Annotated in this window: 19 protein-coding genes, 1 tRNA gene and 1 riboswitch; of the genes, 17 read left to right on the top strand and 3 right to left on the bottom strand. The window is 69.1% G+C overall.

Annotated features, from left to right (window positions below; all coding sequences use genetic code 11):
• The first annotated feature begins 75 nt into the window (after nucleotides 1–75).
• The 6 genes from mfd to IEZ21_RS15940 all read left to right on the top strand — a co-directional run bounded on the left by mfd (nucleotide 76) and on the right by IEZ21_RS15940 (nucleotide 8,453).
• Nucleotides 76–3,606, top strand: a complete 3,531-nt coding sequence (gene mfd, locus IEZ21_RS15965; RefSeq protein WP_189322531.1) for a transcription-repair coupling factor — start codon at nucleotides 76–78, stop codon at nucleotides 3,604–3,606.
• A gap of 48 nt (nucleotides 3,607–3,654) precedes the next feature.
• Nucleotides 3,655–4,398, top strand: coding sequence for an HNH endonuclease family protein (locus IEZ21_RS15960; RefSeq protein ID WP_189322530.1), 744 nt, complete (start codon nucleotides 3,655–3,657; stop codon nucleotides 4,396–4,398).
• Between the two features lie 122 nt (nucleotides 4,399–4,520).
• Nucleotides 4,521–5,126 (top strand): hypothetical protein, encoded by a 606-nt coding sequence (locus tag IEZ21_RS15955; RefSeq protein ID WP_189322529.1) that lies wholly within the window; start codon nucleotides 4,521–4,523, stop codon nucleotides 5,124–5,126.
• 38 nt (nucleotides 5,127–5,164) lie between these two features.
• Complete coding sequence (locus IEZ21_RS15950; RefSeq protein WP_281399442.1) at nucleotides 5,165–6,646, top strand: serine/threonine-protein kinase; 1,482 nt, start codon at nucleotides 5,165–5,167, stop codon at nucleotides 6,644–6,646.
• A gap of 144 nt (nucleotides 6,647–6,790) precedes the next feature.
• Nucleotides 6,791–7,438, top strand: coding sequence for a SurA N-terminal domain-containing protein (locus IEZ21_RS15945; RefSeq protein ID WP_189322527.1), 648 nt, complete (start codon nucleotides 6,791–6,793; stop codon nucleotides 7,436–7,438).
• Between the two features lie 40 nt (nucleotides 7,439–7,478).
• The gene (locus tag IEZ21_RS15940) at nucleotides 7,479–8,453 is read left to right on the top strand and encodes a nucleoside triphosphate pyrophosphohydrolase (RefSeq protein WP_373302233.1); all 975 of its coding nucleotides are present in this window, start codon (nucleotides 7,479–7,481) and stop codon (nucleotides 8,451–8,453) included.
• 26 nt (nucleotides 8,454–8,479) lie between these two features.
• Here the strand turns inward: IEZ21_RS15940 and IEZ21_RS15935 are convergent, their stop codons facing one another.
• On the bottom strand, nucleotides 8,480–9,742 hold the full coding sequence (locus IEZ21_RS15935; RefSeq protein ID WP_189322525.1) for a cytochrome P450 family protein: 1,263 nt from the start codon (nucleotides 9,740–9,742) through the stop codon (nucleotides 8,480–8,482).
• A 204-nt stretch (nucleotides 9,743–9,946) separates the two neighbouring features.
• On the opposite strand from IEZ21_RS15935, the gene IEZ21_RS15930 reads away from it, so the two are divergent.
• The 8 genes from IEZ21_RS15930 (at nucleotide 9,947) to IEZ21_RS15895 (ending at nucleotide 19,243) form a co-directional block, all read left to right on the top strand.
• A complete protein-coding gene (locus tag IEZ21_RS15930) occupies nucleotides 9,947–11,017 on the top strand; it encodes a transglycosylase family protein (RefSeq protein ID WP_308429633.1) in 1,071 nt (356 codons plus the stop codon).
• A gap of 205 nt (nucleotides 11,018–11,222) precedes the next feature.
• Nucleotides 11,223–11,391: riboswitch (cyclic di-AMP (ydaO/yuaA leader) on the top strand.
• Between the two features lie 4 nt (nucleotides 11,392–11,395).
• Nucleotides 11,396–12,091: a LysM peptidoglycan-binding domain-containing protein gene (locus IEZ21_RS15925; RefSeq protein WP_189322524.1), complete on the top strand. Its 696-nt coding sequence runs from the start codon at nucleotides 11,396–11,398 to the stop codon at nucleotides 12,089–12,091.
• A 356-nt stretch (nucleotides 12,092–12,447) separates the two neighbouring features.
• Nucleotides 12,448–13,734, top strand: a complete 1,287-nt coding sequence (gene eno / locus IEZ21_RS15920) for a phosphopyruvate hydratase (protein WP_033323157.1) — start codon at nucleotides 12,448–12,450, stop codon at nucleotides 13,732–13,734.
• A 92-nt stretch (nucleotides 13,735–13,826) separates the two neighbouring features.
• A complete protein-coding gene (locus IEZ21_RS15915) occupies nucleotides 13,827–14,303 on the top strand; it encodes an FtsB family cell division protein (protein ID WP_033323160.1) in 477 nt (158 codons plus the stop codon).
• Nucleotides 14,304–14,330: 27 nt separating this feature from the next.
• Nucleotides 14,331–14,966: a DUF501 domain-containing protein gene (locus IEZ21_RS15910; protein WP_189322523.1), complete on the top strand. Its 636-nt coding sequence runs from the start codon at nucleotides 14,331–14,333 to the stop codon at nucleotides 14,964–14,966.
• Complete coding sequence (locus IEZ21_RS15905) at nucleotides 14,963–15,916, top strand: Ppx/GppA phosphatase family protein (RefSeq protein ID WP_189322522.1); 954 nt, start codon at nucleotides 14,963–14,965, stop codon at nucleotides 15,914–15,916. The genes IEZ21_RS15910 and IEZ21_RS15905 overlap by 4 nt, the downstream gene beginning before the upstream one ends.
• 430 nt (nucleotides 15,917–16,346) lie before the next feature.
• Nucleotides 16,347–17,759 carry an NAD(P)/FAD-dependent oxidoreductase gene (locus tag IEZ21_RS15900; RefSeq protein ID WP_033323166.1) on the top strand — a complete coding sequence of 471 codons (1,413 nt, stop codon included), beginning with the start codon at nucleotides 16,347–16,349 and terminating at the stop codon, nucleotides 17,757–17,759.
• Nucleotides 17,760–17,953: 194 nt separating this feature from the next.
• On the top strand, nucleotides 17,954–19,243 hold the full coding sequence (locus tag IEZ21_RS15895; RefSeq protein ID WP_189322521.1) for an SAM-dependent methyltransferase: 1,290 nt from the start codon (nucleotides 17,954–17,956) through the stop codon (nucleotides 19,241–19,243).
• A gap of 60 nt (nucleotides 19,244–19,303) precedes the next feature.
• Here the strand turns inward: IEZ21_RS15895 and IEZ21_RS15890 are convergent, their stop codons facing one another.
• Nucleotides 19,304–21,838: an ABC transporter permease gene (locus IEZ21_RS15890; RefSeq protein ID WP_189322520.1), complete on the bottom strand. Its 2,535-nt coding sequence runs from the start codon at nucleotides 21,836–21,838 to the stop codon at nucleotides 19,304–19,306.
• Nucleotides 21,839–22,086: 248 nt separating this feature from the next.
• Nucleotides 22,087–22,860 (bottom strand): ABC transporter ATP-binding protein, encoded by a 774-nt coding sequence (locus IEZ21_RS15885; protein WP_189322519.1) that lies wholly within the window; start codon nucleotides 22,858–22,860, stop codon nucleotides 22,087–22,089.
• 395 nt (nucleotides 22,861–23,255) lie between these two features.
• Here IEZ21_RS15885 and IEZ21_RS15880 point away from each other — a divergent pair.
• The 3 genes from IEZ21_RS15880 to IEZ21_RS15870 all read left to right on the top strand — a co-directional run bounded on the left by IEZ21_RS15880 (nucleotide 23,256) and on the right by IEZ21_RS15870 (nucleotide 25,805).
• Nucleotides 23,256–23,342, top strand: a tRNA-Leu gene (locus IEZ21_RS15880).
• Between the two features lie 178 nt (nucleotides 23,343–23,520).
• On the top strand, nucleotides 23,521–24,696 hold the full coding sequence (locus IEZ21_RS15875; RefSeq protein ID WP_189322518.1) for a 4-hydroxybenzoate 3-monooxygenase: 1,176 nt from the start codon (nucleotides 23,521–23,523) through the stop codon (nucleotides 24,694–24,696).
• 194 nt (nucleotides 24,697–24,890) lie between these two features.
• Nucleotides 24,891–25,805 (top strand): Bax inhibitor-1/YccA family protein, encoded by a 915-nt coding sequence (locus IEZ21_RS15870; protein WP_189322517.1) that lies wholly within the window; start codon nucleotides 24,891–24,893, stop codon nucleotides 25,803–25,805.
• The last annotated feature ends 42 nt before the right edge of the window (nucleotides 25,806–25,847 follow it).

Here is a 25,847-nt window from a genome sequence, read left to right as displayed (position 1 = left end):
GTACCCTAGGACACCCCCGGCCCGTACACGTGTCGGGCGTTCCGCGTTGCCCACCCCTCGGATGGAAGCCTCTTCATGAGCCTGCACGGTCTGCTCGACGCCGTCGTCAAGGATGCCGCACTCACCGAAGCGGTGAAGGCCGCCACGGACGGCAACCGGATGCACGTCGACCTGGTCGGACCACCCGCGGCCCGTCCCTTCACGATCGCGGCGCTGGCCAGGGAAACCCGCCGTACGGTCCTCGCGGTGACCGCCACGGGGCGCGAGGCCGAGGATCTGGCGGCGGCGCTCAGGTCCCTGCTGCCTCCCGACACCGTCGTGGAGTACCCGTCCTGGGAGACCCTCCCGCACGAGCGCCTCTCCCCGCGCAGCGACACCGTGGGGCGGCGGCTGGCCGTACTGCGGCGGCTCGCGCACCCGCGCCCGGACGACCCGGAGACCGGCCCGGTCTCGGTCATCGTCTCGCCCGTGCGCTCCGTGCTCCAGCCCCAGGTCAAGGGCCTGGGAGACCTGGAGCCGGTGGCCCTGCGGACCGGCGAGAGCGCCGACCTCGGCGACGTCGTCGAGGCGCTGGCGGCAGCGGCGTACTCCCGAGTCGAACTGGTCGAGAAGCGCGGCGAGTTCGCCGTACGGGGCGGAATCCTCGACGTCTTCCCGCCCACCGAGGAGCACCCGCTGCGCGTGGAGTTCTGGGGCGACGACGTGGAGGAGATCCGTTACTTCAAGGTCGCCGACCAGCGGTCCCTCGAAATCGCCGCACATGGCCTGTGGGCACCGCCCTGCCGTGAGCTGCTGCTGACGGACGAGGTCCGGGAGCGGGCGGCGGCGCTGGCCGAGGAGCATCCCGAACTGGGCGAACTGCTCGGGAAGATCGCGGAGGGCATCGCCGTCGAGGGCATGGAGTCCCTGGCCCCCGTACTCGTCGACGACATGGAGCTGCTCCTCGACGTACTGCCCCAGGGATCGATGGCCGTCGTATGCGATCCGGAGCGGGTGCGGACGCGGGCCTCGGACCTGGTGGCGACCTCGCAGGAGTTCCTGCAGGCGTCCTGGGCTGCGACCGCGGGCGGCGGCGAGGCGCCCATCGACGTCGGCGCGGCCTCCCTGTGGGCCATCGCGGACGTGCGGGACCGGGCCCGTGAGATGGACATGATGTGGTGGTCGGTGTCCCCGTTCGCCGCGGACGAAGAGGGCGACGCGGACACGCTGAAGCTCGGCATGCACGCCCCGGAGGCGTACCGCGGCGACACCGCCAGGGCACTCGCCGACACCAAGGGCTGGCTCGCGGACGGCTGGCGCGCGGTGTTCGTCACCGAGGGCCACGGCCCGGCCGCCCGTACCGTCGAGGTCCTCGGCGGCGAGGGCATCGCGGCCCGCCTGGAATCGGACCTCGCCACGCTGGCGCCCTCCGTCGTCCAGGTTGCGTGCGGCTCGATCGAGTACGGCTTCATCGATACGGCACTGAAGCTCGTCGTCCTCACCGAGACCGACCTCACCGGTCAGCGGGCGGCGGGCAAGGAGGGCGTGCGCATGCCCGCCCGCCGCCGCAAGACCATCGACCCGCTCACCCTGGAGACGGGCGACTACATCGTCCACGAGCAGCACGGCGTCGGCCGCTACATCGAGATGGTCCAGCGCACCGTCCAGGGCGCGACCCGCGAGTACCTGGTCGTCGAGTACGCGCCCGCCAAGCGCGGCCAGCCCGGCGACCGGCTCTACATCCCGACCGACCAGCTGGAACAGATCACCAAGTACGTGGGCGGCGAAGCCCCCACGATGCACCGCCTGGGCGGCGCCGACTGGACCAAGACCAAGGCGCGCGCGAAAAAGGCCGTCAAGGAGATCGCGGCCGACCTGATCAGGCTCTACAGCGCGCGGATGGCGGCACCGGGGCACGCCTTCGGCTCGGACACCCCGTGGCAGCGGGAGCTGGAGGACGCCTTCCCGTACGTGGAGACGCCCGACCAGCTGACGACCATCGCCGAGGTCAAGGAGGACATGGAGAAGACGGTCCCGATGGACCGCCTGATCTGCGGCGACGTCGGCTACGGCAAGACGGAGATCGCGGTACGGGCCGCCTTCAAGGCGGTGCAGGACGGCAAGCAGGTGGCGGTGCTGGTTCCCACTACGTTGCTGGTGCAGCAGCACTTCGGGACGTTCGGCGAGCGTTACTCGCAGTTCCCGGTGAACGTACGGGCGTTGTCGCGCTTCCAGTCGGACACGGAGGCGAAGGCGGTCCTGGAAGGGCTGCGGGACGGCTCGGTGGATGTCGTCATCGGCACGCATCGGCTGTTCTCCGCCGAGACCAAGTTCAAGGACCTGGGGCTCGTGATCGTCGACGAGGAACAGCGGTTCGGTGTCGAGCACAAGGAGCAGCTGAAGAAGCTGCGCGCCAATGTGGACGTGCTGACGATGTCGGCCACTCCGATCCCCAGGACCCTGGAGATGGCGGTGACGGGCATCCGCGAGATGTCCACGATCACGACTCCTCCGGAGGAGCGGCACCCCGTCCTGACCTTCGTCGGTCCGTACGAGGAGAAGCAGATCGGCGCGGCGATCCGACGTGAACTGCTGCGCGAGGGGCAGGTCTTCTACATCCACAACCGTGTCGAGTCGATCGACCGCGCGGCGGCGAGGCTGAGGGAGATCGTCCCGGAGGCGCGCATCGCGACGGCCCACGGCCAGATGTCGGAACAGGCCCTGGAACAGGTCGTCGTCGACTTCTGGGAGAAGAAGTTCGACGTGCTCGTGTCGACGACGATCGTGGAGTCGGGCATCGACATCTCCAACGCCAACACGCTGATCGTGGAGCGCGGCGACAACTTCGGCCTCTCCCAGCTGCACCAGCTGCGGGGCCGGGTGGGGCGTGGCCGTGAGCGGGGTTACGCGTACTTCCTCTACCCGCCGGAGAAGCCGCTGACGGAGACGGCCCACGAGCGCCTCGCCACCATCGCCCAGCACACGGAGATGGGCGCGGGCATGTACGTGGCCATGAAGGACCTGGAGATCCGGGGCGCGGGCAACCTCCTGGGCGGCGAGCAGTCCGGCCACATCGCGGGCGTCGGCTTCGACCTGTACGTACGCATGGTGGGCGAGGCGGTCGCGGACTACCGGGCGTCGCTGGAGGGCGGCGTGGAGGAGGAGGCGCCGCTGGAGGTCAAGATCGAGCTCCCGGTCGACGCCCACGTCCCGCACGACTACGCGCCCGGCGAGCGGCTGCGCCTCCAGGCGTACCGCGCGATCGCGTCGGTGAACTCCGAGGACGACATCAAGTCCGTACGCGAGGAACTCGTCGACCGCTACGGCAAGTTGCCCGAGCCGGTGGAGAACCTGCTGCTGGTGGCCGGACTCCGCATGCTCGCGCGGGCGTGCGGCGTCGCCGAGATCGTCCTCCAGGGCAACAACATCCGGTTCGCGCCGGTGGAGCTGAGGGAGTCGCAAGAGCTGCGCCTCAAGCGGCTGTACCCGGGGACCATCATCAAGCCGGCCGCCCACCAGGTCCTTGTGCCCCGCCCGAAGACAGCGAAGGTGGGCGGAAAGCCGCTGGTCGGGCGGGAGTTGCTGGGGTGGACGGGGGAGTTCCTGGCTTCGATCCTGGGGTCGTGAGGGGCCGCCCGGACAGGGCGGTCAGGAGGCAAGGGAAGGAGAGCGCGCATGACGCTCTGGACCAGGGGTGCCGGTGCTGCCGTCATGCTGCTCGCCGTGGCCGGCTGCACCGTGGACGGCACGGGCTCGACGGGACCGGACGAACCGACAGAGTCATCGGCTTCGGCCGGCTCCGGTGAATCGGCCGGTGGCGCCGCCCGCGCCGCCGTCGACTCGCTGACCGTCAAGGGGAGGGCGCCCAAGACGGGATACGACCGCGACAAGTTCGGCAGCCCCTGGGCCGACACCGACTCGAACGGCTGTGGAACCCGCGACGACATACTCAAGCGGGATCTGAAGGACGTGAAGTTCAGCGACGGCGACTGCGAGGTCAGATCGGGGACGCTGGACCCGGACCCGTACACCAACAAGGACGTGACGTTCGTACGCGGCCGCAGCCAAGTCGACATAGACCACGTCGTCGCCCTGTCGGACGCCTGGCAGAAGGGCGCCCAACAATGGGACCCCAGCAAGCGAATAGCCCTGGCCAACGACCCGCTCAACCTCCTCGCCGTCGACGCGAGCACCAACCGCAGCAAGAGCGACGGTGACACGGCGACCTGGCTCCCGCCCAACAAGGCGTACCGCTGCACGTATGTGGCAGGACAGGTGGCCGTGAAGAAGAAGTACGGGCTGTGGGTCACGGCCGCCGAGAAGGCCGCCATGGAGGGGGTGCTGTCCGGCTGCCCGGGGCAGCGGCTCCCGTCGGGCGGGAACCCGACAACGGCGCCGGAACGGTTCCACGCAAACTGAGTAGCCCCGTAGGTGCTCGGCGTTACAACGGTTCGGTACAAGCAGGGACCGTTGTCCTTGTCGGCCTATACGCTCGTCTTCACACTCGTATGTCTGCCGGTATCAGGTCTTCAGGAGCATCCATGCACGGCCACGGCTACGCGCCGCCACCGCCGCGTCGACCCTCGACGGGGGCGGTGGTGACGCTGCGCGTGATCCTCACGGCGCTGCCCCTGATGACCTGCGGGATGCTCCCCTGGCCGGCGACGCTGCGGGCCGCCCTGGTGACCCGCAGACAGCGCGAGTGGTGGGCCTTCGCAGCCTCGATCGTGATCTGGACCTTCGCCATCGGGCTCATGAGCACCGACGACACCGACGACTTCAGCAGCCCGGCCGGCTCCCTGGGCCTGGTCCTCATGATGTTGAACGGCCTGGCCTGCGCCATCTACTTCCTGGTCGTGGACATCCACTATTACGGGCGGCCCATGCCCATGGCCAACATGCCGCCCCAGCAGACGACCCTCTACGGCTACCAGCAGGCGCCGCCCGCCCCCCACGCCGGCACACCCGTCCCGCAGCCGCCTGCCCCGCAGCCGTACGGCGGCACACCCGTCCCGCAGCCTCCCCCGCCCCAGTCGGCACCCGCCCCGCCGCCCCCGCAGCGCCCCGCGCCCGTCCGGATCGACCAGGTGCGCGCCGAGCTCGACGAGCTGAGTGACTACCTCCGCAAGCACGAGGACGGCAGGTGACGGTGGCGTCGGGACGTGTGATCACCGGCCGCTACGAACTGTCCACGCTCATCGGCCAGGGCGGCATGGGCCAGGTGTGGACGGCGTACGACCAGCGCCTGGACCGGCGCGTCGCGGTCAAGCTGCTGCGCCCCGACAAGGTCGCGGGCCACGAGGCCGACGAGCTGCGCCGCCGGTTCGTACGCGAGTGCCGCGTCACCGCCCAGGTCGACCACCCCGGCCTGGTCACCGTGCACGACGCCGGCATCGAGGGCGAGGAGCTGTTCCTCGTCATGCAGTACGTCGACGGAGTCGACCTCGCCGGCCACCTCGCCGAACACGATCCGTACCCCTGGCAGTGGGCCGTCGCGGTCGCCGCCCAGCTGTGCGCCGTACTGTCCGCGGTGCATGCCGTGCCGATCGTGCACCGTGACCTGAAGCCCCGCAATGTCATGGTCAAGCAGGACGGCACGGTCACCGTCCTCGACCTCGGCGTCGCCTCCGTCATGGACACGGACACGACCCGCCTCACCCACACCGGCTCACCCATCGGCAGCCCCGCCTACATGGCGCCCGAGCAGGCAATGGGCGGCGCCGTCGGCCCGTACACCGACCTGTACGCGCTCGGCGTGCTGCTGCACGAACTGCTCAGCGGAGACGTGCCGTTCTCCGGCTCCACCGCCCTCGGCGTGCTCCACCGGCACCTCTACGAACCGCCCGTTCCGGTACGCCAACTGCGCCCCGAAGTCCCCGAGCCGCTCGAAGCCCTCGTCCTGCGCCTGCTCTCCAAGGACCCGCAGCACCGCCCGGCCTCCGCGCAGGACACCTACGAACAACTGCTCCCGATGCTCCCCGCGCGCGGAATCCCCAGCGGCGGCCCGCTCGACCCGGCGCGCCCCTTCCTGCGCCCGCACGCCCCCTGGCCCGACCGGGCCCGCACCCCCGCCGCCCAGCCGCAGGCCACCCCCGCCGTGGAGAAACCCGATGTCGCGCGCGCCGTCGACGAGGTCAAGCAGCTCCTCGGCGAGGGCCGGATCACGCAGGCCGTCGACATCCTCGGCTCGATCCTCCCGGCCGCCGCCGAGCAGCACGGCGAGCACTCGCCCGTCGTCCGCACCCTGCGCAAGCAGTACGCGGCCACGCTGATGGACGACGGCCAGTTCCGCCGCGCCCTGCCCGAGCTGCGCCGCCTCGCCGACGAGCGCGCCAAGGAGGCGGGCCACGCCGACCCGCAGTCCCTGCGCTTCCGCTACGAGGCCGCCCAGTGCCTCGAACAGCTCGGCGAACCCGCCGCCGCGCTCGCGGAATACCGGTCCCTGCTGCCCTACTACGAGAACCAGTACGTGGCCGGCGACCCCGAACTCTCCTACGACGTACGCCGCCGCATCGGCCACCTCCTGCTCGCTCTCGGCGACCGAGGCGCCGCCCACGAAACCCTGGCCCGACTGCTCCTCGACGTGGAGCGCCTCCAAGGGCCGGGGCAGCCGATGGCGGTGGAGATCCGGCGGACGTTGCAGTGGCTGGGCCAAGTGCGCGGTTAGTGAGGCCACAGGGGCTTCGGGGCAGTACGGAACCTTTGGCGAATCGTTGGGTCGAATGGGTGGCCGAGAGCCGGTCCCCTGCCTACCATCGATCATCGCAAGACTTTGTGCACCGTCGCACAAGCTCCCCATGGAGGTTCTCCCTTGCACCGCCGCCGTCGCACCGCGCTCCTCCTCGCCGCCACGCTCGCCACCGCGGCACCCCTCCTCACCGCCTGCTCGGACGAGGCGCATCCCGGTGCCGCGGCCGTCGTCGGCGACGACCGGATCACGGTCTCCCAGCTGGAGAACCGGGTGACCGAGGTGCGTACCGCACAGCGGGCCGCCGTCACGGACGACGCCCAGTACGAGCAGACCATCGCCCAGTCCGGCGGCCTCACCCGCGAGATCCTGAACAACATGGTTCTCGACCGTGTGCTGCACCAGGCCGCCCAGAACGCGGGCGTGACCGTCTCCCGCAAGGAGGTCACGCGGACCCGCGCCAACCTCGAGAACCAGCCGGGTGGCGTCAAGGCCCTGGAAGCGGGCTGGTTGCAGCAGTACGGCATCCCGCCGCAGCGGATCGACGAGAACCTCCGCCTCCAGCTCGAGGCCCAGAAGCTCGCCGCCAAGCTCGGCACCGACACCAGCGGGCCCGCGTTCTGGGCAGCCCTGTCCGACGCCTCCAAGAAACTCGACATCGACCTGAACCCGCGTTACGGCACCTGGGACGCCAAGAAGAACAGCCGCGTCGAGGCCAAGCTGCCGTGGCTGCGCCAGGTCACACAGGCGGGCAGTCAGGAGACCGCGTAACCGCTGTCTCCATCCGGGGCCTGACCTTGATGTCAGTGGCGTGGGTTACGTTCGAGGGGTGAACGCATCCAGCCCGGGGCGCATCGTCCTGCTCACCACCAGCCACCGCGTCGCGCCCGGGCTCCTGTCCTGGCCCGCCTGGCAGGCGCTGCACGGCGCCGACCGCGTCCTGTGCGCGGACGGCGCCCACCCCCAGCTGCCGTATCTGCGCGAGGCCGGCGTCAAGGTCGACGAGGCCGAGCCGACCGCCGAGGAACTCGTCGACGCCTGCACCGGCGGCCGCACGGTGACGGTGGTCGCCACGGGCGAGGGCGAGCCGCAACTGACCGACGGGCTGGCCCGCCTGGCCGGCTCCGGCCGAGTCCAGATGCCCGACCTCGAACTGCTCCCCGCCTCGTACGACCTCCCCGGCGCCCGCCTCCTCGACCTGGTCCAGGTCATGGACCGCATCCGCGCCGAATGCCCCTGGTCGTCCCAGCAGACCCACAAGGGCCTCGCGAAATACGGCATCGAGGAGGCGTACGAACTCGTCGAGGCGATCGAGGAGGGCGACCGTCACGAACTGCGGGAGGAACTGGGCGACGTCCTGCTCCAGGTCGTCTTCCACGCCCGGATAGCGGAAGAGGACCCCGAGGAACCCTTCTCCGTGGACGACGTCGCAGGCACCATCGTCACCAAGCTCATCCACCGCCACCCCCACGTCTTCGGCGACGAAACCGCCGCGACCCCCGAAGAGGTCAAGGCCCACTGGCTGCGCACCAAGGCGGTGGAAAAGCAGCGCACGTCCGTGACGGAGGGCATCCCACTGGGCCAGCCAGGCCTGGCCCTGGCAGCAAAGCTGGCATCCCGCGTCCGCACAGCGGGACTTGAGGTGCCGATACCCCAGGGCGAGGGCATCGGCTACGAGTTGCTCGCGATGGCCGTACGAGCCGAGGCGGAGGGTGTGGACCCGGAGGCGGCCCTGCGAGCCGCTGCGCGAGCGTATCGGGACGCGATACGGGCGACGGAGGGCTGACGCGGAACCCCTAAGGGCGGCCAAGGTCAAGGGCGTACGGCCGTGAACTCCACCGGGAGGTTGCGCAGCCCGCGCATGATCAGGCCGCCTCGCCAGCGAAGGTCCGCGGGATCGGCGGCGAGCCGAAGATCGGGCAGGCGGCGCAGCAAGGTGGCCAGGGCGGTGCGGCCTTCCAGGCGGGCGAGTGGGGCGCCGAGGCAGTAGTGGATGCCATGCCCGTAGCCGAGGTGCTGGTTGTCCCGGCGGGAGAGGTCGAGTGTGTCCGGCTCGTCGAAACGGGCGGGATCACGGTCGGCAGCGGCGAGGACCACGAGTACGGGGTCGCCAGAAGCGATGTGTTGTCCGCCGATGTCGAGGGGCTCGGTTGCGTAGCGCCAAGTAGCCAGTTCGACGGGACCGTCGTAACGGAGAAGCTCTTCGATGCCGGTGTCGAGCAGTTCTTGTTCGCCACGCTCGATGGACTTCTGCAGTTGTGCGCGCTGCTTCGGGTTGCGAAGTAGTGCGTACGTGCCGTTGCCGATGAGGTTGATGGTCGTTTCGAAACCGGCAAAAAGCAGCACAAAACACATGGCCGCGGCTTCGTTCTCGGTGAGATGCTCGCCGTGGTCGGAGGCGCGGATGAGCCCGGAGATGAGGTCTTCGCCGGGGCTGGGGGTGTCCGGAAGCGCCTCCCGTTTGCGGTGGATCAGCTCGGCGAGATAGCCGCGCATCTTCTTCACGGACCGTGCGACGCCGCCGCGCGGCCCACCCCCGTGCCGGATCATCATCCCCGCCCAGTCCCGGAAGTCGTCCTGGTCCTCGCGGGGGACGCCGAGCAGGTCGCAGATGGCGTAGATGGGGAGGGGGAACGCGAACTCGTGGATGAGGTCGGCGGAGCCCTTGTGCGCGAACTGGTCGATGAGCTGGTCGGTCAACTCCTGGACGCGAGTCGTGAATTCGGCCACGCGGCGGGGAGTGAACGCCTTGGAGACGAGCCGACGGAGCCGCGTGTGGTCCGGCGGATCGATGTTGAGCAGATGAGTCATCAGGTTGGCGCTGCGCTCGCCGGGGATGCCCGTCTTGCTCTTGCCGTGGGCGTCCTCGGAATGGTGCACGGGATTCTTGGAGAGCCGCTGGTCGGCCAGGGCCTGCTTGGCGTCCGCGTACCGAGTCACGAGCCACGCCTCGACACCGCTGGGGAGCGTGGTGCGGTGCACAGGGGCGTGCTCGCGGAGCCATGCGTAGGCGGGATAGGGGTCGCTGGCGAACTCCCAGGTGAAGAGTTCGGGTCCGAGGTATGGGGCGTTCACGAGGTGACGGTACCGGCCGCGGCGTGGACGAACCCCGGGCTCAAACCGACGAACCCCCAGTTCAAAGCTGACATACCCTCAAGTCCGTGATCTTTACGTGATCTACGCTACATCTACTGGTGACAAGTGATCAGGTCCCACTAGGTTCACGCGAAAGCGGATCTCAGCAGTCCCACTGGTCACACCCATGTCACACACTGTCGCGTGAAAGGCAATCACATGCTCTCCGGGAACGGTCGACACCGTCGCCCCCGTCAGGCGCCCGCTCTCTTCGTCGCGGCAGGGGTGACCGGATCGGCCATCGCGATCCCTTTGCTCGGAGCGAGCGGTGCGAGTGCCGCCAGCGGTACGACCTGGGACGCGGTCGCGGAGTGCGAGAGCGGCGGCTCGTGGAGCGCCAACCCCGGCAACGGGGAGTACGGCGGACTCTCGATGACCCAGGAGGAGTGGGAGCGATACGGCGGTCTCGACTACGCGATGAGCGCCGACCTGGCCAGCCGCTCGCAACAGATAGCCGTCGCCGAGAAGATCCTCGCGGACCGGGGCACGAGCCCCTGGGCGACCTGCGGACTCATCGCAGGCCTGACGCAGAACTCCGACTCGGCCGACGTCGACACCGGCCTGGCGCAGGACTCACCCACGCCCACTCCTACCCCGTCCACCGAAGAGGACCCGGGCGTGGACTCGGGCTCAGGCACGGGCGCTGACTCGGGTTCAGATTCCGGGCAGACGTCAAGTGACGGCTCCGTAAAGGATGATTCGTCCGACACTTCCGGCTCGTCCGGTACGTCCTCCGAATCGGACTCGTCCGGTACATCCGAGTCGTCCGCTGACGCGTCACAGGATTCCGACAGCGGCCCCACCGCCGAATCGCCGAGCCCTGACAGTTCGCCCACAGAAGCGACAAACGAGGGCGACTCGGGCAACTCTGGTCAGAACGCCGACGCTTCGGGCAGTGAGAGTACAAACACAGACGACACAGACGCAGCCACCGGCCGCCATCGCGGCGGCAGCGCCGAAGAGGATGCCGCACCCCCCCGTACGGACGACTCCGCCGGCCGGCATGCTTCGCGCGCGGGCAGCGCCTCACGCGACGAAGCGGACGCGGCGGACGGCTCGTACACCGTCCGCTCCGGAGACAGTCTCTGGTCGATCGCCGACTCCCTTGACCTTCAAGGTGGATGGTCCGATTTGTACGCTGCGAACAGGCAGACCGTCGGCGCCGATTCGAACCTCATCCTTCCCGGTCAGCGCCTTGAACTCGGCACAGACTGAGCGGTCGACAAGGTGCCGAACCGGCCCAAAAGTGGCGGCAGTTCGGGGTGAATGTCCGGTTTGGTGAAAGTGAGACATGGATCTCAAAGGCCCTGATCGTCTTTGAAATTCGGCGGATCGCGTGTTTACGGTCGTGACCGCTCGCCACAGCGGGCCCCGACGGACGTCACGCCGAATCCTGCCAACGGCCGTACGGGAACAGTCGTCGCGTAAAGCGCCGTAGGCAGGAGCGGGGGACCCAAGGTAAGTGCCGGGCCCGGTCGTTGAGACCAGGTGCGGCTTGGGGTGAAGTCGTGCGGAGCGATCCGTACGGCCGGGCAACTCACCAGGCCCGAACCCGACAGCTCACCTCGTAGGCGTCGGTGAGGGGATCTCTTCATGCTGCTTTCCGGCAAGGGCAAGCACCGTCGCCCGTCCAAGGCCACCCGCATGGCCACGCTCGCCGGTGTCACCGGTGCCGCCATCGCCGCCCCGCTGATGGTGTCGGGTACGGCCTCCGCCGCCACCGCCTCCGAGTGGGACACCGTCGCCCAGTGCGAGTCGGGCGGCAACTGGTCCATCAACACCGGCAACGGCTACTACGGCGGCCTGCAGTTCTCCGCCTCCACCTGGGCCGGCTACGGCGGCACGAAGTACGCCGCCACCGCCGACCAGGCCTCCAAGGCCCAGCAGATCGAGATCGCCGAGAAGGTCCTCGCGGGCCAGGGCAAGGGTGCCTGGCCGGTCTGCGGCAAGGGCCTGTCGAGCGCCGGGTACACCGGCGGCGGCTCCTCCGACTCCGGTGCCGCGCAGGAGAACACCCAGCAGTCCCAGCAGCAGAGCGCCCCGGCCCAGGAGGAGCGCGCCTCCCGCTCCGCGGACCGCCCGGCTGCCAAGAAGACCGTCACCACCCCGACCGGCAAGAAGGTCAAGAAGGGCGACGGCGAGTACAAGGTCGTCAAGGGTGACACCCTCAGCGAGATCGCCACGGAGAAGAAGGTCAAGGGCGGCTGGCAGAAGCTGTACAAGCTGAACGACGACATCGTCGACAACGCCGACGTCATCTACCCGGGCCAGCAGCTGCACCTCAGCTGAACTGAGTCCCCGGCTCAGCCGAAGCCCGGCTCCCAGAGCGGCGCCGGCTGAGCCCTCGGCTCAGCCGAAGCCGAGCCCCAACTCGGCTGAAGCTGAGCCCCCCAGGCAGTCCCGCCCCGGTGCGTCTTCCCCCGTACGCACCGAGGCGGGACTTTTTTTGCCCCTGCCTTGTCCCCTGCCCTGCCCTCTTCGGATTTGTTCCGTTAGGAAACAATTTACTCTCGGTTCGGTCCATGGGCGGGGCGAACGGCTGGCCGATCGCCCGGAGCCGGTTAGGCTCGTCATCGCGGAGCCGCCGCGGCTTCGCGCTGTGCGGGCCCAGCGGCCCGCGTAACCGCGTCACATCCCAGAAGGAGATGCTCGTGCCGTCCATCGACGTCGTCGTAGCCCGGGAAATCCTGGACTCCCGAGGCAATCCCACGGTCGAGGTCGAGGTCGGCCTCGACGACGGCAGCACGGGTCGTGCCGCCGTTCCGTCCGGCGCCTCCACGGGCGCCTTCGAGGCTGTCGAACTCCGCGACGGAGACGCCAACCGCTACCTTGGCAAGGGTGTCGAGAAGGCCGTCCTCGCCGTCATCGAGCAGCTCGGCCCGGAGCTCGTCGGTTACGACGCCACCGAGCAGCGGCTGATCGACCAGGCCATGATCGACCTGGACGCCACCGACAACAAGGGCTCGCTCGGCGCCAACGCCATCCTCGGCGTCTCCCTCGCCGTCGCGCACGCCGCCTCCGAGGCCAGCGACCTCCCGCTGTTCCGCTACCTGGGCGGGCCGAACGCGCACCTGCTGCCGGTCCCGATGATGAACATCCTGAACGGCGGCTCACACGCCGACTCGAACGTGGACATCCAGGAGTTCATGATCGCCCCCATCGGCGCGGAGTCCTTCTCCGAGGCGCTGCGCTGGGGCGCCGAGGTCTACCACACCCTCAAGAAGGTGCTGAAGACCAAGGGCCTGTCCACCGGCCTCGGCGACGAGGGCGGCTTCGCCCCGAACCTGGAGTCCAACCGCGCCGCCCTCGACCTCATCATCGAGGCCATCAAGGAGGCCGGTTACCAGCCTGGCGAGCAGGTCGCCCTCGCGCTCGACGTCGCCGCCTCCGAGTTCTACAAGGACGGCGCGTACCTCTTCGAGGGCAAGTCGCGCTCGGCCGCCGAGATGACGGAGTACTACGAGGAGCTCGTCGCCTCGTACCCGCTCGTCTCCATCGAGGACCCGCTGTTCGAGGACGACTGGGCCGGCTGGAAGGTCATCACCGACAAGATCGGCGACAAGGTCCAGATCGTCGGCGACGACCTCTTCGTCACCAACCCGGAGCGCCTCGCCCGCGGTATCGAGGAGGGCTCCGCCAACGCCCTGCTGGTCAAGGTCAACCAGATCGGCTCGCTGACCGAGACCCTGGACGCCGTCGAGATGGCCCAGCGCAACGGCTTCAAGTGCATGATGTCCCACCGCTCCGGCGAGACCGAGGACGTCACCATCGCCGACCTCGCCGTCGCGGTGAACTGCGGCCAGATCAAGACCGGCGCCCCGGCCCGCTCGGACCGCGTCGCCAAGTACAACCAGCTGCTGCGCATCGAGGAGATCCTCGACGACGCGGCGGTGTACGCGGGCCGTTCGGCGTTCCCCCGCTTCAAGGGCTGACCTACACCTGTAGGCACCTCCTTGCCCACGTCCCCGTACGCGGTCCCGTACCGTGTGCGGGGACGTACGCGTGTCTGAAGGGGAGGCGTCACATGGCCGCGAAGGACCGGGACCGGTTCTCCACCGCGACCAGGCTGCGGGTGCTCGGCGAGCAGACGGCGGCGCGCGTCTACCGCTCCCAGACCAGGCGCCAGGCCCGCCGTTCCCGGCTGACCGGGCGGGCCGCACTCCTCGCCCTCGTCCTGTGCACCCTCGTCGTCGCCCTCGCCTATCCGACCCGGCAGTACGTCTCCCAGCGTGCCGAGATCGCCGAACACGAGCGGGAGCGGGAGCAGGCCCGTGAGCGGGTCGAGCAGCTGCGCGACCTCAAGGCACGCTGGCAGGACGACGCGTACGCCGAGCAGCGGATCCGCGAGCGCCTGCACTACGTGAAGCCGGGCGAGACCGGCTACATCGTGATCGATCCGAACGCGGCGAAGAAGTCGCGTACGACGCAGGGTGCGGCCGCCCGCCCCTGGTACGCCAATGTCTGGGACGGGGTCGACAAGGCCGACCGCGCCGACCAGTGAATGTTGAATGCGATGAGAAAGACGGCTATGGAAACCCCCCCGCCTCCCACCCCGCGAACCGAGCCCACCGACGCGGACGTCGAGGCCTTCAAGCAGCAGCTGGGCCGCCCGCCGCGCGGTCTGCGCGCGATCGCGCACCGTTGCCCGTGCGGTCAGCCCGACGTGGTCGAGACGGCGCCGCGACTGCCGGACGGTACGCCGTTCCCGACGACGTACTACCTGACGTGCCCTCGGGCCGCCTCCGCGATCGGCACGCTGGAGGCGAACGGCGTGATGAAGGAGATGACAGAACGCCTGACGACGGATCCGGAGCTGGCCGCCGCGTACCGGGCCGCGCACGAGGACTACATCGCCCGCCGCGACGCGATCGAGGTCCTGGAGGGCTTCCCGAGCGCGGGCGGCATGCCGGACCGTGTGAAGTGCCTGCACGTCCTCGTGGGCCACTCCCTGGCCGCGGGCCCCGGAGTGAACCCGCTGGGCGACGAGGCGATCGCGATGCTGCCGGAATGGTGGGCGAAGGGGCCGTGCGTGGTGCCCTCGACGCCTCCTGAGGGAGAGGGCTGGGAGGTGCACGCGAGCGGCGAGTCCGGCTACTTCGCGTTCAAGCCCGTCGACTCGGGGGAGTCCGGGGAGTCAGAGAAGTCCGAGGAGGACGCCAAGTGACCCGCGTCGCCGCCATCGACTGCGGTACGAACTCCATCCGCCTCCTTGTCGCCGACGCGGACCCTGCGACCGGCCAACTCATCGACCTGGACCGGCGGATGACCATCGTCCGGCTCGGCCAGGGCGTCGACCGGACGGGACGCCTGGCGCCCGAGGCGCTGGAGCGGACGTTCGCCGCCTGCAAGGAGTACGCGGCGATCATCAAGGAGCACGGAGCGGAGCGCGTCCGTTTCGTGGCGACCTCCGCCTCCCGGGACGCCGAGAACCGCGACGACTTCGTACGGGGCGTCCTGGACATCCTGGGCGTCGAGCCCGAGGTCATCACCGGTGACGAGGAGGCGGAGTTCTCCTTCACGGGCGCGACCAAGGAACTGACCGGCCGGGCGGACCTGGCCAAGCCCTACCTGGTCGTGGACATCGGCGGCGGCTCCACCGAGTTCGTCGTCGGCGACGACCACGTACGCGGCGCACGCTCGGTCGACATCGGCTGCGTACGCATGACGGAACGCCACCTGATGCACGACGGTGTCGTGGCCGATCCGCCGACGCCGGCTCAGATCGACGCGATCCGCGCCGACATCGAGGCGGCTCTCGACCTGGTCGAGCAGACCGTCCCGCTGCGCGAGGCCCGCACCCTGGTCGGCCTCGCGGGTTCCGTCACCACGGTGTCGGCGATCGCGCAGAACCTGCCGGCGTACGACCCGGCCGCCATCCACCACTCCCGGGTCCCCTACCCCCGAGTCCGCGAGATCACTGAGTCCCTCCTGACCTCCACCCACGCCGAGCGCGCCGCGATCCCCTCGATGCACCCGGGCCGCGTGGACGTCATCGGCGCCGGCGCCCTCGTACTCCTGACGATCATGGAACGGATCGGAGCGGAGGAGGTCGTCGTGAGCGAGCACGACATCCTGGACGGGATCGCCTGGAAGGCGGCAGAGGACCTTCAGTAGGCCGCTGAGCCACCCGTGGATGGCCACTCCTGAGCAGTCCCGGTAACGCATGAGCGCGTCCGAGGGGCCCCGGAAACCCTCTCGGAAATGCTCCGCCGAGAAAGTTCGTGAAGTTCTTCACAAGGAAATCTGCCCTGCTGGGGGAGGTTTTTGGCGTCTGGGGCAAGCCAGAGGTCGTGCGGGGTTCCGGAGCGCGTGCGCGAGGCCGTCAACGGGGTGCAGGGAAGCGGGGGAACGGGCGACTGGTTCAGCTTGCTCACAGGCCCAAAGAGCAGCTCACGCGGTGTTGACAACACCTCAAAGCCCCCCATGGCTCCCCCGCGGAGGCGGGGGGCGGGGAATGCGGGCCGGGCAGTGTAGCAGAGGGTGTGATGGAGCTTGTGAAGGGGCGCACGAGCTACCCCCCTGGAACGGGTGGATACTCGATGGCATGAGCACCACGGAGCGTCCCAGGATCCTCGTAGTAGGCGGTGGGTACGTAGGCCTGTACGCAGCTCGGCGCATTCTGAAGAAGATGCGCTACGGCGAGGCGACCGTCACGGTCGTCGACCCCCGGTCGTACATGACCTACCAGCCCTTCCTCCCCGAAGCCGCCGCCGGCAGCATTTCGCCTCGGCACGTCGTCGTCCCGCTGCGACGCGTGCTGCCCAAGGCGGAAGTTCTGACCGGCCGGGTCACCACCATCGACCAGGACCGCAAGGTCGCCACGATCGCCCCCCTCGTGGGCGAGGCGTACGAGCTGCCTTTCGACTACCTCGTCATCGCGATGGGCGCGGTCTCCCGCACCTTCCCGATCCCCGGCCTCGCCGAGCAGGGCATCGGCATGAAGGGCATCGAGGAGGCCATCGGCCTGCGCAACCACGTGCTTGAGCAGCTCGACAAGGCGGACTCCACGAACGACGAAGAGGTCCGGCGCAAGGCGCTGACCTTCGTCTTCGTCGGCGGTGGCTTCGCCGGTGCGGAGACCATCGGCGAGGTCGAGGACATGGCCCGCGACGCGGCCAAGTACTACACCAACGTGTCCCGTGAGGACATGCGGTTCATCCTCGTCGACGCCGCGGACAAGATCCTTCCCGAGGTCGGTCCGAAGCTCGGCGCGTACGGCAAGGAGCACCTGGAGTCCCGTGGGGTCGAGGTGTACCTGTCGACCTCCATGGACTCCTGCGTCGACGGCCACGTCGTGCTGAAGAACGGCCTCGAGGTCGACTCCAGCACGATCGTCTGGACGGCCGGCGTCAAGCCGAACCCCGTCCTGTCCCGCTTCGGTCTGCCGCTCGGCCCGCGCGGTCACGTCGACACCCAGGCGACCCTCCAGGTCCAGGGCACCGACTACATCTGGGCCGCCGGCGACAACGCCCAGGTGCCGGACGTCGCCGCCCGCAAGGCCGGCGTCGAGAACGCCTGGTGCCCGCCGAACGCCCAGCACGCGCTGCGTCAGGCGCGGGTCCTCGGTGACAACGTGATCTCCGGTATGCGGGGCTTCCCGCAGAAGGAGTACGCGCACGCCAACAAGGGTGCGGTGGCCGGGCTCGGCCTCCACAAGGGCGTCGCGATGATCGTCATGGGCAAGATGAAGATCAAGCTCAAGGGCCGGCTCGCCTGGTACATGCACCGCAGCTACCACGGATTTGCGATGCCGACGTGGAACCGCAAGATCCGGGTCTTCGCCGACTGGACGCTCGCGGTGTTCCTCAAGCGCGAGGTCGTCTCGCTCGGCGCCATCGAGACGCCGCGCGAGGAGTTCTACGAGGCGGCCAAGCCGGCGCCCAAGGTGGCCCAGTCCGCCGAGGCCCAGCTCCCGCCGACCCGCGCCAAGTCGGAGGAGAAGGCCAAGGCCTCCTGACCTTCGGTCACTGATCGACCCGAATCGACCCGAAGGGGCTCCCCGCCATCCGTGGTGCGGGGGGCCCCTTCGGCGTTTTCTCGCCCGCGCCGTAATTTGCGCGGATGTAACGCTTTTGCGGGACTGCGCTTTGGCCGTCGCGGTGTTTACGTGGTGTTGGACTTCTGGGATCCATCGTCACGGAGGTGTGCGCCATGCAGGACGCCGCACTGCGGCTCGAGACTCTCCTTGAACAGCTGCTGGGGGCGCCGCTCCCGGTGCGTCTGCGCGCCTGGGACGGTTCGGAAGCGGGTCCGCCGGGTGCCCCGACCCTCGTCGTACGTAATCGCCGTGCTCTTCGCCGGCTGCTGTGGAAGCCGGGGGAGTTGGGGCTCGCCCGGGCCTGGGTCGCCGGTGATCTGACCGTGGACGGTGACCTCTACGCCGTCCTCGAGCTGATCTCGGGGCTCGTCTGGGAGCGTGGCGAGGACGCCCGGGGCCTGGGGGAGACGTTGCGGGATCCGGAGGCACGGGCCGCCGTGCGCGGGCTCGTGAGGATGGCGTGGCCCCCGCTGCCGCCCGCCCCGCCCCGCGAGGAGGTGCGCAGGCGCTCCCATCTGCACACCAAGCGCACCGACAGACGCGCCATCAGCCACCACTACGACGTCGGCAACGACTTCTACGAGATCGTCCTCGGGCCGTCGATGGTCTACTCGTGCGCGTACTGGCCCACCCCGGACGCCACCCTCGAGGACGCCCAGCGCGACAAGCTCGAACTCATCGCCCGCAAGCTGGACTTGAAGCCGGGCGGGCGGCTGCTCGACGTCGGCTGCGGCTGGGGCTCGATGGCCATCCACGCCGCCCGCGAGCACGGCGTGAGCGTCGTCGGCGTCACGCTGTCGCACGAGCAGGCCGCGTACGCCCGCAAGCGCGTCGCCGACGAAGGGCTCACCGACCGCGTCGAGATCCGCGTCCAGGACTACCGTGACGTCGCCGACGGGCCGTACGACGCGATCTCCTCCGTCGGCATGGCCGAACACGTCGGCAGCGAACGGTACCTGGAGTACGCGCGGACCCTGTTCGCCCTGCTGAAGCCGGGCGGGCGGCTGCTGAACCACCAGATCGGCCGGCGTCCGCGGCGCGACGAATCGGCGTACGAGGTCGACGAGTTCATCGACGCGTACGTCTTCCCGGACGGCGAACTCGCGCCCATCGGCAGCACCGTCACGCAGCTCGAGAGCGCCGGGTTCGAGGTGCGGGACGTCGAGTCGATCCGCGAGCACTACGCGCTCACCCTGCGCCACTGGGTCGCCAACCTGGAGGCCGGCTGGCCGCTCGCGGTCCGCCTCACCAGCCCCGGCCGGGCTCGCGTCTGGCGGCTCTACATGGCCGCCTCCGCCCTCGCCTTCGAGCACAACGGCATCAGCGTGAACCAGGTGCTCGCGGTGAAGACCCCCGGGTCCGGCGCGTCGGGGATGCCGCTGCGCGCGCGTACCTGGGGCTGAAACGCCGAGGGCCCCGTTCCCTCCCGGTCTCCCGGGAACGGGGCCCTCGTGCGCGTACGGCTATTCCGTCTTGATCGCGTTCAGCATGTTCAGCCTCGCGGCGTTGCGGGCCGGCCACAGCGCGGCCAGGACGCCCACCAGACCGGCCAGCACCAGGAAGATCCCGATCCGGTCCCAGGGCAGGACCAGCGCGTAGCCCGGGATCGCGCTCTTGATGGTCTCGCCGATCGCCCAGCCGAGGAACGAGCCGAGACCGATGCCGATGACCGCGCCGAACACCGAGATGACCACGGCCTCCAGCCGGACCATCCGCTTCACCCGGCGCCGGTCGAGACCGATCGCCCGCAGCATGCCGATCTCCTGCTGCCGTTCGAAGACCGACATCGCGAGGGTGTTGACCACGCCCAGCACCGCGATGATCAGGGCCATCGCCAGCAGGCCGTACATGATGTTCAGCATCGTGTTGATGGCGCCGCCGAACTCGTTGCGGATGTCCTGCTTGTCCATGACCGTCATCGCGGGGTTGTCGCCCAGCGCGTCGATGAGGACCTTCTCGTTCGCCGAGGTCTGGCCGCCGTCGACCTTCACGAAGATCTGCGGGATGTACGGCTTCACCTCGTGCGGGTTCACGACCTTGGTGTCGATGAGGACGGGGGAGAGGAACTCGCTGTCCTTGTAGACGGCGCCGACTGTCAGCGTGGCCTTCGCCTCGTCGGTGAAGGTGACGTTGACGCTGTCGCCGGTTTTCCAGCCCTTGCTCTTGGCCGTCTTTTCGGCGACCGCGATCTGGCCCTTGGCGAGCGAGTCGATGTCGCCGCTGACGACGTCGAGGTTCAGGACCTGCTGGATGGCGCCCGGCGTGACCCCCGAAGCGGACACGAAGTCATCGGCACCGACCTCGAGGCCGACGTCCTGCTGCGGCGAGACCGCGGTGACGCCCTTCGCCTTCTCCAGCGCCGTCAGTGCGGACTGGTCGAGGTCCCCGCCGTTCGCCATCGAGACCATGTAGTCGGCTTTGATGTTGTCCGTGGTCATCTTGTCGATGGCCGTGCCGACCGTGATACCGATCACCGACAGGCCGGTCACCAGCGTCAGTCCGATGGCCAGCGCGGAGGCGGTGGCTCCGGTGCGGCGCGGATTGCGTACCGCGTTCTGGCCGGCCAGCTTGCCGGACACCCCGAAGGGGCCGACCAGCAGCGGACGGACGAGCGCGATCACGGGCCGGGACAGCAGCGGGATCAGGATGATCACACCGATCAGCGCGAAGAACGCGCCCGCCCCGATGTACATACGGCCATCGCTGCCGCCGGTCGAGGCACCCGCCACGATCGCTGCCGCGCCGAGGCCGGTGATGGCCGTACCGATGGAGTTGCGCACCACCAGCGACTTGGTGGTCGCCACCGCGTGGACGCTGCTCATGGCCGCCACCGGCGGGATCTTCGCGGCCCGACGGCCGGGCAGCCAGGCGGCGAACGTCGTGATCAGCACACCGACGCCGATCGCGGCGAGCACCGGCGTGGCGGACAGGATCAGCGGGCCGTCCGGCACCTTCATCTCGAACGCGGCCATTCCGGACCGCAGACCGACCGCAAGACCGATGCCCAGGACGAAGCCGATCACCGAGGCGACCAGGCCCACCACTGCGGCCTCGGCGAGCACTGAGCGGGTGATCTGCTTGCGCGACGCGCCGACGGCGCGCATCAGGGCGATCTCCTTCGTGCGCTGGGCGACCAGCATCGTGAAGGTGTTGGAGATCAGGAAGATCCCGACGAACAGCGCGATGCCCGCGAAGCCGAGCAGGATCTGCTTGAGGCTGCCCAGTCCCTGTTCGATCTGCTGCGCCTGCTCGTCCGCGAGGGCCTGGCCGGTCTGCGCCTCGGCCGTGTCGGGCAGCAGCCGCTTGACCGCGTCCAGGATCTTTGCGTCGGACGCGCCGGGGGCGGCGGTGACGGTGACGTTCTCGAAGTAGCCCGGCTTGAGGTACTGCTTCTGGGCGACCGCGGTGTCGAAGAGGACGAGGCTGCCGCCGGCGTTCACGGCGCCGTCCTCGGTGGTGAACACACCGCTGAGGGTGTACTCCTTCACCGGTCCGTTGGTCGCGACCCGCACCCGGTCGCCGACCTGGTACTCGCCCTTGGTCGCGGATTCCTTGTCCAGGGCGATCTGATCGTCCTTCACCGGGCCCGAGCCGTCGGTGAACGTGTAGGCCGTGTCCTTGCCGTCCTTGCCGGGGGCGAAGTTGGAGCCCTTGTTGGACCAGCCGACGCCGATCAGCTTCCCGTCGGGGTCGGCGACTCCGGCGAAGCCCTCGACTCGGCCGTCCACGCCGGCGACGCCGTCCACGGCGGAGATCTTGTCGAGGGTTTTCCGGGAGAGGCCGGGTTCTTCCTTGGGGTCGTCCGGGTTGGCGTACGAGGTGACGGCGACCGCGACGTTGTCGTAGCTCTTCGCCGACTGCTTGCGGAAGGCGTTGGAGAGGGTGTCGGCGAAGACCAGGGTGCCGGACACGAACGCCACGCCGAGCATCACGGCGAGCACGGTCATCAACAACCTGGCCTTGTGCGCGAGCACGTTGCGCAGGGCAGTACGGAACATGGTGTCTTCTCAGTCCAGGAGTGGGAGGGCAGAACAGGCTGGTGGGCGAGTCCGGGGCGTAGGCCGGTGGCCAACTGCGGGCACAGGGGTGCCCCTTCGAGCGGGCGCCACGGGGAGCGCCCCTTTAGGGGCGCGGGGCTGTGTCAACTTGCGGCTCCGCCGCGCGGGCGCGACCAACCCCCACCGGGCCGCACCCGAGACACGACCCGGGGGCTTGGGGCGCAGCCCCAGTCACCGCACAACCAGCGTCAGCTGGTACGACCCTTGGCATCGAACTGCTTCATCCGATCCAGCACCGAATCCGCCGTAGGCCCATACACCTCATCGACGATGCGCCCGTCCGCGAGGAACACGACCCGGTCGGCATACGCCGCGGCCACCGGGTCATGGGTGACCATCACCACGGTCTGCCCCAACTCCCGTACGGAGTTGCGCAGGAACCCAAGCACCTCCGCACCCGAGCGCGAGTCAAGGTTCCCGGTCGGCTCGTCGCCGAAGATGATCTCCGGCTTGGAGGCGAGCGCCCGCGCCACGGCGACCCGCTGCTGCTGGCCGCCGGAGAGCTGGGTGGGCCGGTGGGAGAGGCGGTCGGCGAGCCCCACCATCCCGATCACCGAGTTCAGCCACTCCTTGTCGGCCTTGCGGCCCGCGATGTCCATCGGAAGGGTGATGTTCTCCAGCGCCGTCAACGTCGGCAGCAGGTTGAACGCCTGGAAGATGAACCCGATCTTGTCCCGCCGAAGCTTCGTCAGCTGCTTGTCCTTGAGGGAGCCGAGCTCCGTGTCACCGATCCGCACGGAGCCGGACGAGAACGAGTCCAGGCCCGCCACACAGTGCATCAGCGTGGACTTGCCGGACCCGGAAGGACCCATGATCGCGGTGAGTTCGGCCTGCCGGAAGTCGACAGAGACCCGGTCCAGGGCGACCACCTGGGTCTCGCCCTGTCCGTAGACCTTCGACAGATCCGAGGCGCGCGCTGCCACGGCGGTGGCGCGTCCGGCGATGGGAGTGGTGGTGGTCACGGGTCAGTGCTCCTGTCGGTACGACGACGAGTGGCGAACGTGGCTTCCATCGTCGTGGCCGATCGGCGCCGTGTAGTCAGCCGCTGCTCCGGTTCTGATGGGCGACTGCGGTCGGACCGTGCGCGCTTGAGTCATACCTGCGGATGACACGTACCCCTGACAGGGTCATCGGTGACGGTTCGTCGGGTGACGCTCGTTCGGGCGGTGAATTCACGTCATTCCGCAGGTGCCGCGAGGCCTCTGTGAAAGGGCTCGTGGCAAGTGCCGATCGCCCGTACGGTGGGCTGATGCACCCTCAGACGTCAATAAAATAAGACAACATCGAGCCGCCCGTCCGCTGTTCGAGGGATGCGCCCCGTTAGGCTCGGAACCTCAAAATGCGGAGCCCATGGCCTGCCCGGATGGTGGAATGCAGACACGGCGAGCTTAAACCTCGCTGCCCCTACGCGGGCGTGCCGGTTCAAGTCCGGCTCCGGGCACCACCCGACCCTCTCGCGAGCCCGCGGTTTCCCTGCATCGTTCATTGAAGACTTCACGGCAGAACCGTTGACAGCGGCCGTACGCCGTCGGAGACTCACGCTGAGAAATTGGTGAAATAAATTTCACCAGACGAACGCTGCGAAGAACACTACCGCACGAACAGCGCGAAGGGGCGTACCGATGCGTACCACCGTCGGGATCATCGGGGCCGGACCGGCCGGGCTGCTGCTGGCGCGGCTGCTGCACAACGCGGGGATCGACTCGGTCGTCCTGGAGAGCCGCGACCGCGCGTACGTGGAGCATCGGCAGCGGGCCGGAATCCTGGAGCAGGGCACGGTCGACGTGCTGCGCGCGGCCGGCGCCGGCGAGCGGATGGACCGCGAGGGGCTGCGGCACGACGGGATCGAGCTGCGCTTCGCGAAGCGCCGCCACCGTGTCGACTTCCCCGGACTCACGGGTGGCCGGTCGGTGATGGTGTACGCGCAGACGGAGGTCTGCAAGGACCTCATCGCGCTCCAGCTCAAGGAGGGCGGACCGCTGCTCTTCGAGGCGGAGGCACTGGCCGTGGAGGGGGCGGACAGCGAAAGCCCGCTCGTGCGCTTCAGGCACGAGGGGCGCGAGGACGTCCTGGAGTGCGACTACGTCGTCGGCTGCGACGGCTCCTGGGGTGTAGCGCGCAAGGCGATCCCCGAGGAGCTCACGCAGGTCTTCGAGCGGACGTACCCCTTCGGCTGGCTCGGCATCCTCGCCGACGTACCGCCCTCGCACGACGAACTCGTCTACGCCCACCACGACCGCGGCTTCGCCCTGCTGAGCATGCGCTCCCCGCAGGTCTCCCGCCTCTACCTCCAGGTGCCCGAGGGCACGGACGCCGAGGAATGGACCGACGAGGCGATCTGGGACGAGCTGGAGCGCCGCTTCGAGACGGCCGACGACTGGAGGCTCGAGAGGGGCCCGATCACGCAGAAGTCCGTGACGCCGATGCGCAGTTACGTCCACGAGCCGATGCGCCACGGACGGCTCTTCCTCGCCGGGGACGCCGCCCATATCGTGCCGCCCACCGGAGCGAAGGGCCTGAACCTCGCCGTCGGCGACGTCGTCACCTTCGCGCGGGCGCTCGTCCACCTCAAGGAGACCGGTTCGGCCGAGCGCCTGGACGCCTACTCCGAGACCTGTCTGCGCCGCGTATGGCAGGCCGAGCGTTTCTCGTACGCGATGACGACCCTGCTGCACCGCACGCCCGGCGCGACGCCCTTCGAGGACCGGATCCAGCTCGCCCGCCTCGACCGGATCACCGCCGCCCGCTCGGCCGAACAGGACCTCGCCGAGTGCTACACGGGCTTCCCGCTGGAGTGATCGCGGGGAGCACCACGATCGGGGGAACCGGAGTGGCCCGTGGCGGCGTTGTAACGGTGCCGGGAATGCTGGATTGAACACTGGCGTTCCCGGTCACAACAGAGGAAAGATCCTCCCCAAGCACTAGAGGCATCCCTTTGCCTACCCATTACTCTTGAAGCCAGAGCCACGCAGGGTGGCCATGGAGGAGTGAAATGAGGAGCAGCAACCCGGTCTTCTCGCGACGGGGGTTCAGCCGCGACAACGGCTACGCGGGCTTCAACGCCCAGCCGCAGGCCGGGGGCCCCGCTGTCGGCACGCAGGGGAACCCGTACGCACAGGGCTCCCCGTACGCCCCGCAGGGCGGCAACCCGTACGCGCAGAATCCTTACGCACAGACCCCGTACGCCCCGCAGGACGGCCAGCACGGCGCCCCGCCGCAGGCCCCGCCCGCCGCCGACCGCATGACGATGGACGACGTCGTCGCCCGCTCGGCCATGACGCTCGGCACGGTCGTCGTCGGCGCGGTGCTCGCCTGGGCCCTGCTGCCGGTCTCGCCGAGCAGCTGGGGTCTGGCCATCGGCTCGGCGCTCATCGCGATGGTCCTGGCCCTGGTCCAGACGTTCAAGCGCAAGGCCTCGCCCGCGCTGATCCTGTCGTACGCCGCCTTCGAGGGCGTCTTCCTCGGAGTGATCAGCGAGATGTTCAACAGCCGCTGGTCGGGTGCGCCCTTCCAGGCGGTGCTCGGCACCATGGCGATCACCGGTGCCACCCTTCTCGTCTACCGAGCGGGCTGGATCCGGGTCACCGCCAGGTACGCGCGTATCGGCATGACGATCGCCATCGGCTTCGTGCTCGTCATGGCGGTCAACCTGCTGCTGGTCGTCTTCGGCATCGCTCCGAACGGCGGACTGCGGGACATGGGTGCGCTCGGCGCGATCGTCGGCATCCTCGCGCTCGTCCTGGGCGCGTTCTTCCTGACGCTCGACTTCAAGCAGATCGAGGACGGCGTCGCCTACGGCGCTCCGCGCCAGGAGTCCTGGCTGGCCGCCTTCGGCCTGACCATGACCCTCGTGTGGATCTACATCGAGATGCTGCGCCTGGTCGCCATCTTCAGCGGCGACGACTAGCAGGGCCGCCCGCCCGGATCACCACCGGGCGGTAGCGGCTGA

Origin of the sequence: Streptomyces flaveus, assembly GCF_014647675.1 — a bacterium.
In the GTDB taxonomy this organism is placed as follows: Bacteria; Actinomycetota; Actinomycetes; order Streptomycetales; family Streptomycetaceae; genus Streptomyces; species Streptomyces flaveus.
This window is presented reverse-complemented; position numbering and strand designations above follow the sequence as displayed.